Below are 12,597 nucleotides of genomic sequence, written 5' to 3'. Positions count from 1 at the left end.
TAAATTTTAATTAAATATTACTTACTAGCACCTTTCCCTCCATTTATTTGGAAGAAGTTTACTGATGCTTTTAATGTTGTTTTAAACTCTGGAGAATCTTTGTACTTATCAACATTTTCAGAACTTAATCCTACTATATCTATAGATCCTGTTTCATATAAGTTAAGAGCTGCATTTGGGTCCTTAACTATCTTAGTATTTACTTTATCTATCTTAACTGAACTTGCATCCCAGTAATTAGGGTTTTTACTCATTGTGTACATATCTTCTATCTTCCAATTACTTAGTGTAAATGGTCCATTATAAACAATTTTATCAACTGCAGTTCCATACTCACTTCCAAATTCTTTTACAGCTTTTTCATTTTGTGGTAAGAATGATTTGAAGAACATTAAACTATCGAAGTAGTGAACTGGTCTTACTAGATCTACTTTTAATGTATAATCATCTACTGCTTTTATTCCTACACCATCTGCATTATCTGTTTTTCCTAAGTTATAATCTTTTGCACCTACTATATCATACATAATGAATCCATAAGTTGATGCTGTTGCTGGATCTAAAGTTCTCTTCCATGAGTATTCGAAATCTTTAGCCGTTACTGCATCTCCATTTGACCATTTAGCATCTTTTCTTAAATGGAAAGTCCATGATTTACCGTCTTCTGATTTTTCCCATTTCTCAGCAATTCCTGGCGCTACTTTACCATCTTTATCTAACTTCACTAAACCTTCCATAGTATTCATAAGTACTTCTGATGAAACTGTATCTTCAGCTTTACTTATATCTAATGTAGGTATATCTGAAGTATTTGTTATATTAAGTTCTTTTTTACCTTCTCCCAATTCTACCCAATTATATATTGCTGGAACCCCAAATGATGGAGTAAGTCTTCCATTTACGTATGATTTTTGTAAATATGAAGATCCTTGTTGTACCAATGGAACTAGATATGCATCATCTAACATCATTTTTTCAGCTTCTGCATATTTAGCCCAACTATCTTCTTGTTTTTCTGCAGTTTTAGCTTCTTCTATAAGCTTATTATATTCATCATTTTTATAGCTTGTATTTTTAGCATATTGTATTCCAGGTTGCATAGTTTCTAAGAATGTTAATGGATCTGCGTAGTCTGGATTCCAAGATGCATAAGATAAGTCAAAATCTCCTTTACTTTCTAAATCAAGTTTTTGCTTAAATGGTTGTGACTTTATTTCAACTGTTAATCCTGGAAGAGCACTTTGAAGTTCTGATTGCATAAATTCAGCCGTTCTTTTACTACTTTCAGAATCAAATGATAATAATTCTAATTTTACTGTATCAAATCCAACTTCTTCTTTAGCTTTTTCCCATAATTTAGCAGCTTCTTCTTTATTGTGCTCATATCCCATTTTTCCAGCTACTTCTCTATAATCTTTTCCAGCTTCATTATATGCTAATTTTTCTGCTACATAGTATGACGCCGGTATTGTTCCATTATTTAATATAGTATCGCACATTGCTTGTCTGTCAACCGACATAGCAATCGCAGCTCTAGCATTTTTATTTGCAAGAACATCTGATACTTGACCTTCCCCTTTTCCTGTGCTGCTGACTCCACTAGATGTATTCCCTCCTGTGCTACTACATCCAACTAACGCCATAACAGCTATTGCAGATGTTGCACACATTACAGCCATTTTTTTCTTTAAAACCATAACACATCCCCCTTATTGGTTATTTCAACCATATTAATTTATTAATTTACATTATAGGATAATTTTTTTAAAATGTCATTATTTTTTGAATATTTATTTTTTAGACATACTTTATTTTTTGTCATTCAAATTACATTTTATTATGCTCATATTAATTTATATTAATAAAATTAGACTTTATTCAATAAAACCCTTTAATTAAATTTTTTAAATATTGTAAATTTTTTATATAAATTATTGTTTTTTTTGCAAAACCGTACTAATATTATAATAAAACTAATTTCAGTACCGTTATAAATTTAAAATCAGATGGGAGGATTACTATTTTGAAAAAATTTAATATGTTAATTATATTAAATTTAGTTATAAGTTTTTCATATTGTTTGTTTAATGATTTTGAAAGATTTTCTTTTATAAATTCATCTTTCATGATAGGACTATTTTATTTAACACTAGGAATTTTCTTTTATGTTACAGAACAAGGTTTTTTTAATTTAACAATTTATGCATATAATAAAGTTTGTAATCAAATTCAAAAAAGCAGAGGCTTGTTGTATGAAGGAAATATAGATATAGATGATTATATAAAAAGAAGATACCATTTTACTAACACAAATTCACTTTTATCATCAGGTTTAATCATATCTTTAAGCACGTTAATAATAAGTTTCACAATTTATTCATAAGTTTACATAATGCATCATAAACTTAATAAAACTACATTTTAAATAGTTTCAAAATTCTGATATTAATACATATCAGAATTTATTTTTAAATTAATACTATTTTATTCAAGGGGGTGTAGCGATGGGTCGCTATATTTTAAAACGTCTTACTCTTATGCTTATGACACTACTAATCGTTATTTCTGTTACATTTTTCTTGGTAAGATTATTACCTGGAAGCCCATTTAACGACGAGAAGTTGAATGCACAACAAGTCGAAATGATTAACAAGCAGTATGGTTTGGATGCACCTGTCCCAGTTCAATATGTAAGATATATGACAGGAGTTTTTACAGGTGATTTAGGAAGATCTTTCAAGTATGACAATAAAAAGGTTGAGGATTTAATAAGTACTCGTTTAAAACCTTCTGCTATGTTAGGTGCTCAAGCACTAGTAATAGGAAGTGTGGTTGGTTTAACTTTAGGTATAGTAGCTGCACTTAAAAAGAATACTTTTTGGGATTACTTTGCAACTGTAGTTTCTGTTTTAGGAGTTTCTGTTCCATCATTCGTTTTAGCCGCACTATTGCAATTGTATTTAACTACGCGACATCAAATTTTCCCTGTTACTTGGGGTATGCCTATAGGCTCAGATTTTAGATATGCTTGGACTGTTTTACCATCTATAGCATTAGCATTTTTTTCTATAGCAAGTATAGCTCGTTTTACTAGAACTGAACTTGTTGAAGTTTTAAATGCAGACTATATAGTAACTGCAAAATCTAAAGGTTTAACTAAAGCTGCTGTAATAGTAAAACATGCTTTAAGAAATGCTTTAATACCAGTTGTAACTATGCTTGGACCTTTAACTGTTGGTCTACTTACTGGTTCTCTAGTTGTTGAAAAAGTTTTCGCTGTTCCTGGATTAGGAGATTTATTAGTATCATCTATAACTACTAATGACCTATTCTGTATATCAGGTGTTTCTATATTCTATAGTGCACTTTATATAGGAGTTATCTTATTAGTTGACATCCTTTATGGAATAATCGATCCTAGAATTCGTGTTGCAGGGGGGAAAGCTTAATGATAGATAAAGTTATTATTGATGGTAAAGAAGTTCAACTTACTGCTGACTTATTTGAAGTCAGTCCTGCTGATATGACTCAGCATGAAGCTATAACTAGACCAAGTTTAACATTTTGGCAAGATGCTAGAAAAAGGCTGTTTAGAAATAAAGGTGCCCTTACAGGTTTAATCATATTATCTATAATATGTTTCCTTACTGTATTTGGCCCAATGTTTAATGAATATGCTTATGATCAACAAAATTTACGTCATGCTAAATTACCTCCAAGAATGCCTATTGTTTCTTCTTTAGGAATCATGGACGGTACTAAAATAGAGAAAAAATTTGATGGAACTCAAGAAAGAGTTGATTCATACAAACAAAAAGGTGTAGAAGATGGAGTTAATCACTGGTTTGGTACAGATGACTTAGGACGTGACTTATGGACTCGTACTTGGACTGGAGCTAGAGTATCTCTTTTTATAGCTATACTAGCTGCTATTTATGATTTATTAATCGGTGTTACTTATGGTGGTGTTTCTGCTTATTACGGTGGAAAAGTGGATATGTATATGCAACGTTTTATTGAAATACTGACTGGTATACCTAGTTTAGTTATTCTTACATTATTTATCTTAGTATTTGAACCAGGTGTTTTATCAATGTCCCTTGCAATGGCTATTTCCGGATGGACCGGAATGTCTAGAATAGTTCGTTCTCACGTTCTTAGAATTAAGAATCAAGAGTTCGTTTTAGCTTCTAGAACATTAGGTGCATCTGATAAGAAGATAATTGTGAAACACTTATTCCCTAATATAATAGGTCCTGTAGTTGTTATGATGATGTTCTCATTACCTTCTGCTATATTCTATGAAGCATTCTTAAGTTTTATAGGATTAGGACTGCAACCTCCATATGCATCATTAGGAGTATTGATAAACGATGGATTTAAACAGTTACAAACAAATCCATATATGATGTTCATACCTTCAATGGTAATATGTTTATTAATATTTAGTTTAAACTTACTTGCTGATGGATTAAGGGATGCTGTTGACCCTAAAATGCGTAATCAATAGTTAGAAAGGGGATGAGTTTTGTGGAAAAAGAAAAATTGTTACAAGTTAAGAATTTAAAGGTTCACTTCAAAACTTTTGGTGGTGAAGTTCAAGCCGTAAGAAATGTTACTTTTGATCTACATAAAGGAGAAACTCTCGCGATAGTTGGAGAATCAGGTTCTGGTAAATCTGTTGCCTGTAAAACTATTATGAGAATAATGTCTTCAAATGCTATTATAAAAGAAGGCGAAATTTTATTTAACGGAAAAAATTTAGCAAAATTACCAGAAAAAGAAATGGAATCTATAAGGGGTAAAGATATAGCAATGATATTCCAAGACCCTATGACTTCATTAAATCCTACTACTACTATTGGTAAGCAAATAGCAGAAGGTATAATAAAACATCAAGGATTATCTAAAGATGAAGCAATGAAAAAAGCCATTGAACTTATAGACCTTGTTGGTATACCTTTCCCTGAAAAGAGAGCGAAACAATATCCGCATCAATTCTCAGGTGGTATGCGTCAACGTATAGTTATAGCAATTGCTCTTGCTTGTAATCCTAAAATCCTTATAGCGGATGAGCCTACTACAGCTCTTGATGTTACTATACAAGCTCAAATACTAGAGCTTATAAAAGATATTCAAAAGAAAACTGGAGTTGCTGTTATATTTATAACTCATGACCTTGGTGTTGTTGCAAATATGGCAGATAGAGTTGCTGTTATGTACGCTGGTAAAATAATAGAAGTCGGTACTTCTGATGATGTATTCTATAATCCTCAACATCCATATACTTGGGGGCTATTAGCTTCTATGCCTAGTTTAGATGTTGGTGAAAATGATTTATATAATATACCAGGTACACCTCCAGATTTAATGAATCCGCCTGAGGGTGATGCTTTTGCCTTACGTAATACAAATGCTCTTAAAATAGATTTTGTTGCAGAGCCTCCTATGTTTAAAATAAGTGAAACTCATAGTGCTGCTACATGGTTATTACACCCTTTAGCTCCTAAAATAGAAAGACCTGCAAGTATAGGAAGAAAGAAGGTGTCTTCAAATGACTAAGAAAAAACTATTAGAAGTTAAAAATCTTAAGCAATACTTTCCAATAGACAAAAGTACAGTTGTAAAAGCTGTTGATGATATAAGTTTTCATATTTATGAAGGTGAAACTTTTGGTCTTGTTGGAGAGTCTGGTTCTGGTAAATCTACTACTGGTAGAGCTATAATAAGATTATATGACCCTACTGCTGGTGAAATAGTATTTGATGGTAAAAATATATCAAGTAAAAAATTAGATAAAAATATTAAATCTTTTGTAAATAAAAATATGCAAATGATATTCCAAGATCCTATGGCTTGCCTTAATCCTCGTATGACCGTTATGGATATAATAGCTGAAGGTCTTGATATACATGGATTATGTAAAACAAAGGAGGAAAGAACTAAGACTGTTTACGAATTATTAAGAACTGTTGGATTAAATGAACAACATGCAGGAAGATATCCTCATGAGTTCTCTGGAGGGCAAAGACAGCGTATAGGTATAGCCCGTTCATTAGCTATAGAACCTAAGTTTATAATAGCTGACGAACCTATATCTGCTCTTGATGTTTCTATCCAAGCTCAAGTTGTTAACTTACTTAGAAAGTTGCAAAAAGAAAAAGGATTAACTTATTTATTTATAGCTCATGACCTTTCAATGGTTAAATATATAAGTGATCGTATTGGAGTTATGCATCACGGAAGATTAGTTGAGTTAACTACTTCTGAAGAACTTTATGCTAATCCTCTACACCCTTATACAAAATCATTGTTATCAGCTATACCGCTTCCAGATCCAGAGCATGAAAGACATAGAGTTCGTATAAAATATGATCCTAGTGTTCATGATTATTCTGAACATAAACCTAAATGGGTTGAAATAAGACCAGGGCATTTTATTTTCGGTTCTGATCCTGAAATGGAAAAATATGAAAAAGATTTAGCTGATCGAGAAGCTACTAACTAATTAAATTTAAAAAGGAGATGTCTTAAATTTAAGACATCTCCTTTATTTTATTTCTCAAAGTATTTTTTTAAGAATAACCCTGTATATGAACCTGGCTTTTTAGAAACTTCTTCTGGTGTTCCTGTTGCAATTATTTTTCCACCCTTATCTCCACCTTCTGGTCCAAGATCTATTATATAATCACATGTTTTTATAACATCTAAATTATGTTCTATAACAACTATAGTATTTCCTGTATCTGCTAGCCTTTGCAGTACAGTTATTAATTTATCTACATCAGCCATATGAAGTCCTGTCGTTGGCTCATCTAATATATATAAAGTTTTTCCTGTAGCTCTTTTACTTAACTCTGTTGCTAGTTTAATACGTTGAGCTTCTCCTCCTGATAATTGAGTCGATGGTTGTCCTAATTTTATATATGAAAGCCCAACATCCATAAGAGTATCTAGTTTTCTTTTTATTGTTGGTATGTTCTCAAAGAAAGCAGAAGCTTCTTCAACATTCATATCTAAAACATCTGATATTGTTTTATCTTTATATTTAACTTGAAGAGTTTCTCTGTTGTATCTTTCTCCCTTACATATTTCACAAGGAACATAAACATCCGGTAAGAAATGCATTTCTATTTTTATTATCCCATCACCTTTACAAGCTTCACATCTTCCACCTTTAACATTAAAACTGAATCTTCCTTTTTGATATCCTCTAGCTTTAGCTTCATTAGTCGATGCAAATAAATCTCTTATTAAATCAAATACGCCTGTATAAGTTGCAGGATTTGAACGCGGAGTTCTTCCTATTGGACTTTGATCTATATTTATTATTTTATCTATATTTTCTATTCCTTTTATCTCTTTATGTTTACCTGGCTTATCTCTTAATCTGTTAACTTTTGTAGCTATCCCTTTGTATAAAATATCATTAATTAATGTACTTTTTCCTGATCCAGATACACCTGTAATACAAGTAAACTTTCCTAATGGAATTTTAGCATTTATATTTTTCAAGTTATTTTCTGATGCTTTAACTACCTCTATGAAATTCCCATTTCCTTCTCTTGTAGTTTCAGGTATTGGTATAATCTTTTTGCCACTTAAATATTGTCCTGTTAATGAATTAGGATTTCTAAGTATTTCATCAAGATTTCCTTCTGCTACTATTTCTCCACCATGAACTCCTGCTCCTGGCCCTATATCTACTATATAATCAGCTTCTCTCATTGTATCTTCATCATGTTCTACAACTATAAGAGTATTTCCTATATCAGTTAAATGTCTTAAAGTTTTTATTAATCTGTCATTATCTCTTTGGTGTAATCCTATACTAGGCTCATCTAAAACATATAATACTCCTACAAGAGCTGAACCAATTTGTGTCGCTAATCTAATACGTTGAGCTTCTCCTCCTGATAATGTACCAGCTTTTCTAGATAAGTTTAAATAATCTAGTCCAACATCTCTTAAGAATGATGCTCTAGCTTTTATTTCCTTTAAAATCTCATGAGCTATAAACTTTTGCTTCTCTGTTAGGTTTATATTTTCAATATATTCTATAAGCTCATTAACTGAGTAATCAGTTACTTCCATTATATTTTTATTATCTACTAATACAGATAAAACTTCTTTTCTTAATCTATTTCCTTTACACTTAGGACAAGGTCTTTCTCCCATAAACTCTTCTATTTTTTCTCTAGAATGTTCTGAGTTTGTTTCTCTATATCTTCTCTCTAAGTTTACTATTACACCTTCAAATGGAGCTTTGTATAATCTATTTCCTCCATACTTTGATTCATATACAAATTCAACCATAACATTATCATGTCCGTAAAGTAGCTCTTGAACAAATTCTTCAGGTAAATCTTTAAATGGAGTAGCTAAATCCACATTAAATTTTTCAGCTAAACTCTTTACCATTTTACTATAGTAAGTATCATCATTAGTTCCAACTGAACCCCAAGCAGCTATAGCCCCTTGTTTTATAGAAAGTTCTTTATTTGGAACTACTAGATCTGGATCAACCTCTTTACTCTCACCTAATCCATTACATGTGTCACAAGCTCCAAAAGGACTGTTGAAAGAGAACATTCTAGGAGATAATTCTTCTATTCCTATACCATGTTCTGGGCATGCAAATTTAGTTGAATAAAGAATTTCTTCCCCATCTATTATTTGAGCTATAACTAAACCTTCAGATAGTTTTACAGCAGTTTCTATAGAATCAGCTAATCTATTTTCTATACCATCTTTCATCACAATTCTATCAACTACTACCTCTATATTATGTTTTTGGTTTTTATTTAAATCTATTTCATCTGTAACTTCATAATTAGTTCCATCTACTCTTAATCTTACAAATCCCTCTTTTTTTATGTTTTCAATAACTTTCTTATGCGTTCCCTTTTGACCTCTAACTACAGGTGATAATATTTGTAACTTAGTTCTTTCTGGGAAATCCATCATCTTATCTACTATTTCTTGTACTGTCATTTGACTTATCTTTTTTCCACAAGTTGGACAATATACTTCTCCGACTCTTGCAAATAGTAGTCTTAAATAATCATATATTTCTGTTACTGTACCTACTGTAGAACGAGGATTTTTTGATGTTGTTTTCTGATCTATTGATATAGCTGGTGATAATCCTTCAATATACTCTACATTAGGTTTTTCCATTTGACCTAAGAATTGTCTAGCATATGCAGATAGACTCTCTACGTATCTCCTTTGTCCTTCTGCATATATAGTGTCAAAAGCTAAAGATGATTTTCCCGATCCTGAAAGACCAGTAAAAACAATAAATTTATCTCTAGGCAAAGTTAAATCTACATTTTTTAAATTATGCTCTTTAGCTCCTTTTATTATAATTTTATCATTCATATGTTTTTTCCTTTCATACTCAACTTTATAAGTAATTAATTTAATTTATCTTCTAATTCTTTTATCTTATCTCTTAATTGTGCTGCTCTCTCAAATTGAAGATTTTGTGCAGCTTCCATCATTTCTACTTTAAGATTTTCTATTGATTCTCTTATACTATCTTCGTTATTTTCATTTATATCTCCATAAACAGCTTCTTCATCTGCAACAACTGTTGCTTCTATTCCTTTTCTTATTCCTTTTTGGATTGTTGTCGGAACAATATTATTAACCTCATTATAATGCATCTGTATTTCTCTTCTTCTCTTTGTCTCTTCTATAGCACTTTGCATAGATCTAGTTATCTTGTCTGCATACATTATAACTTTTCCATTTGAGTTTCTAGCTGCTCTACCTATAGTTTGTATAAGAGAAGTTTCTGATCTTAAGAAACCTTCTTTATCTGCATCTAGTATTGCAACTAGCGAAACTTCTGGTATATCTAAACCTTCTCTTAATAAGTTTATACCCACTAAGACATCAAACTTACCTAATCTTAGATCTCTTATTATTTCTATTCTTTCTAATGTATCTATATCTGAATGCAAGTATTTAACTTTAATCCCTATATCTTTAAGGTAATTAGTTAAATCCTCACTCATCTTTTTAGTTAAAGTAGTTATAAGAACTCTTTCTCCTTTTTCTGTAATAGAGTTTATTTCTCCAACTAAATTATCAATTTGATTATTTATAGGTCTTACTTCAATTATTGGATCTAAAAGTCCAGTTGGTCTTATTATTTGTTCTGCTATTGTAGTTGAATGTTCAATTTCATAAGGTCCTGGAGTTGCAGTTACAAATAGTATTTGATTTATATTCTCCTCAAATTCATTAAAGTTTAAAGGTCTATTATCATAAGCTGAAGGTAATCTAAAACCATTATCTATAAGAGACAATTTTCTTGATCTATCACCTGCATACATACCTCTTACTTGAGGAACTGTTACGTGAGATTCATCAACTATGATTAAAAAGTCATCTGGGAAGAAGTCCATTAATGTATATGGTTTTTCTCCCGGTTCTCTTCCTGTTATATGTCTAGAATAATTTTCTATCCCCTGGCAGAATCCTATCTCTTTTAACATTTCTATATCATATCTAGTTCTTTGGTCTATTCTTTGTGCTTCAACTAATTTATCATTTTCTTTAAAATAATCTACTCTATCTTTCAATTCTTTTTGAATGTCAATTATTGCTTTATCTATTCTTTCTGGTGTTGTAACATAGTGAGATGCCGGGAATATAACTACATGATTTCTAAGCCCTACAAGTTTTCCTGTTAAATAGTCTATCTCTGTTATTCTATCTATTTCATCTCCAAAAAATTCTATTCTAATAGCTCTTTCATCTGTATTAGCTGGGAATATCTCTAGAATATCACCTCTAACTCTAAAAGTTCCACGTGTGAAATTAACATCATTTCTTTCATATTGTATCTCTATTAATTTTTTTATAATTTCATCTCTATCTTTCTCCATACCTGGTCTTAAAGAAACCATAAGTTTTTTATAATCTTCTGGATCCCCTAATCCATATATACATGATACAGAAGAAATTATTATACAATCTCTTCTTTCTAAAACTGCAGCAGTTGCTGAATGTCGTAATTTATCTATCTCATCATTTATACTTGCATCTTTTTCTATATACGTATCACTATGTGCTACATAGGCCTCAGGTTGATAATAATCATAATAACTTACAAAATACTCAACCGCATTCTCTGGGAAAAATTCTTTAAACTCACTATAAAGTTGCGCTGCTAAGGTTTTATTATGAGCTATTATTAAAGTAGGCTTATTTACATTTTTTATTATATTAGCCATGGTAAAAGTCTTTCCTGATCCCGTAACTCCAAGTAATGTACTGAACTTTTCATTTCTATTTAAAGCATCTGTAATTTTATCTATAGCTTCAGGTTGGTCACCCGTAGGCTTATATTCCGATTGAATTTTAAATTCCACAATATCCACTCCTAACCGAACATTAGTTCACATTATAATATCTTAATTATAACATAGGTTTTTAATTTTTTTCACTCTATATTAATATTCTCTTATTTAAAGTATTTTAAATATTTTTATTTAAAAATTTACTTCGTTTGAGATAATGTTTATGGAAATTACTTAATATTCCTAAATTTAAAGTTTTAAATATATACTCCATAAACTAATTTACCCATTATCTAAGCAGCTTTGTCTATTGTTTAAAAATCTTTTTAAATAAAAATATTACTATTTTATAGATAATTTTATAGGTTATAAATAAATTTTCATTAACTAAAATTTACATAAATAAAAAGAGATATCTTTTTATAAAGATATCTCTTTTTATTTATGTAAATTATTTTCTTAAATTTTTAACTTGTTCTAAAATCTTTAAATCTTCCTCGTTTGTTGGTTCTTCTAGTACTATATTATGAGGCATCTTAGCTCCATTTTCATCTACACATACAAAAGTTAAAAATCCTTCAACTATAATACTTCCATCTCTAATAACTTTTCCATAAACAGTCAAACTAGTTTTACCAGCATATACAATTGCTGATTTTATTTTTATAATATCACCTTTTTTTATAGGTTTTGTAAATTTAACTTCATGTACTTTTAAACAAACTAAATTTTCAGGATGTCCATATTCATTTGCTACTGTTATAAAACAACTCTCAACAAACCACTCTGTCATCCTTCCTGCAAATAATGTCCCATGGTGATTTAAATCTTCACTTTTAACAAGTCTATGTGTATCATAAAACTCCATATAAATCCCCCCCTGGTATATCTTAGTAATGTATAAGACTTTTCTTATATACTAATTATACTATACGTAAAAATAGCAATATACAACATGTTTTTTGTTAAATTTTTTTTACAAACAGTTATAAAAAAATGAGGCCTCTATGGGGGATAGAGACCTCTTAAATGGGGGAGATTGAGTATTTATTTATACTTATATAATGTCCCATTCTAAGATTTATATACATTATTTTTAAATTTTTTTTATTTATTTTTATTTAAGCGTAATTCTTCTATATTTTACACATCAAAAAAGCGCTTGATACTTAGTTTGTAGCACAAGGATCATTCAAAACATCTTTTCTTATCATTTAACTCATCCCGTACAAGCGTAATTCTTTTATATTTTCGTACAACAAAAAGTGGTTGATATTTAGTT

General features: G+C 30.3%; 9 protein-coding genes. 5 read left to right on the top strand and 4 right to left on the bottom strand.

Annotated features, from left to right (window positions below):
* Positions 1-17 precede the first annotated feature (17 nt).
* Entirely contained in the window at positions 18-1,697 is a 1,680-nt protein-coding gene (locus RWY47_RS00250) for an ABC transporter substrate-binding protein (protein WP_224170486.1), read from the bottom strand.
* A gap of 326 nt (positions 1,698-2,023) precedes the next feature.
* Between RWY47_RS00250 and RWY47_RS00245 the strand changes: the two genes are divergently transcribed.
* The 5 genes from RWY47_RS00245 (at position 2,024) to RWY47_RS00225 (ending at position 6,508) form a co-directional block, all read left to right on the top strand.
* Positions 2,024-2,383 (top strand): DUF3899 domain-containing protein, encoded by a 360-nt coding sequence (locus tag RWY47_RS00245; RefSeq protein WP_224170485.1) that lies wholly within the window; start codon positions 2,024-2,026, stop codon positions 2,381-2,383.
* A gap of 121 nt (positions 2,384-2,504) precedes the next feature.
* Positions 2,505-3,449 carry an ABC transporter permease gene (locus RWY47_RS00240; protein ID WP_025162305.1) on the top strand — a complete coding sequence of 315 codons (945 nt, stop codon included), beginning with the start codon at positions 2,505-2,507 and terminating at the stop codon, positions 3,447-3,449.
* Entirely contained in the window at positions 3,449-4,510 is a 1,062-nt protein-coding gene (gene opp3C / locus RWY47_RS00235) for an oligopeptide ABC transporter permease (protein WP_148551613.1), read from the top strand. The genes RWY47_RS00240 and opp3C overlap by 1 nt, the downstream gene beginning before the upstream one ends.
* Before the next feature lie 11 nt (positions 4,511-4,521).
* Entirely contained in the window at positions 4,522-5,562 is a 1,041-nt protein-coding gene (locus RWY47_RS00230; RefSeq protein ID WP_035117200.1) for an ABC transporter ATP-binding protein, read from the top strand.
* Positions 5,555-6,508 carry an ABC transporter ATP-binding protein gene (locus tag RWY47_RS00225; RefSeq protein ID WP_224170484.1) on the top strand — a complete coding sequence of 318 codons (954 nt, stop codon included), beginning with the start codon at positions 5,555-5,557 and terminating at the stop codon, positions 6,506-6,508. Before RWY47_RS00230 ends, RWY47_RS00225 begins: the two co-directional genes overlap by 8 nt.
* 47 nt (positions 6,509-6,555) lie before the next feature.
* Here RWY47_RS00225 and uvrA read toward each other — a convergent pair whose 3' ends face one another.
* From uvrA to RWY47_RS00210, 3 genes are all read right to left on the bottom strand, one after another.
* The gene (uvrA, locus tag RWY47_RS00220) at positions 6,556-9,384 is read right to left on the bottom strand and encodes an excinuclease ABC subunit UvrA (RefSeq protein ID WP_025162302.1); all 2,829 of its coding nucleotides are present in this window, start codon (positions 9,382-9,384) and stop codon (positions 6,556-6,558) included.
* 35 nt (positions 9,385-9,419) lie between these two features.
* Positions 9,420-11,387 carry an excinuclease ABC subunit UvrB gene (gene uvrB, locus RWY47_RS00215; RefSeq protein ID WP_224170483.1) on the bottom strand — a complete coding sequence of 656 codons (1,968 nt, stop codon included), beginning with the start codon at positions 11,385-11,387 and terminating at the stop codon, positions 9,420-9,422.
* Between the two features lie 379 nt (positions 11,388-11,766).
* Entirely contained in the window at positions 11,767-12,183 is a 417-nt protein-coding gene (locus RWY47_RS00210; protein ID WP_021430133.1) for an acyl-CoA thioesterase, read from the bottom strand.
* Positions 12,184-12,597: the final 414 nt, after the last annotated feature.

Origin of the sequence: Paraclostridium sp. MRS3W1 (assembly GCF_032465715.1) — a bacterium.
Taxonomy (GTDB): Bacteria; Bacillota; Clostridia; order Peptostreptococcales; family Peptostreptococcaceae; genus Paraclostridium; species Paraclostridium dentum.
This window is presented reverse-complemented; position numbering and strand designations above follow the sequence as displayed.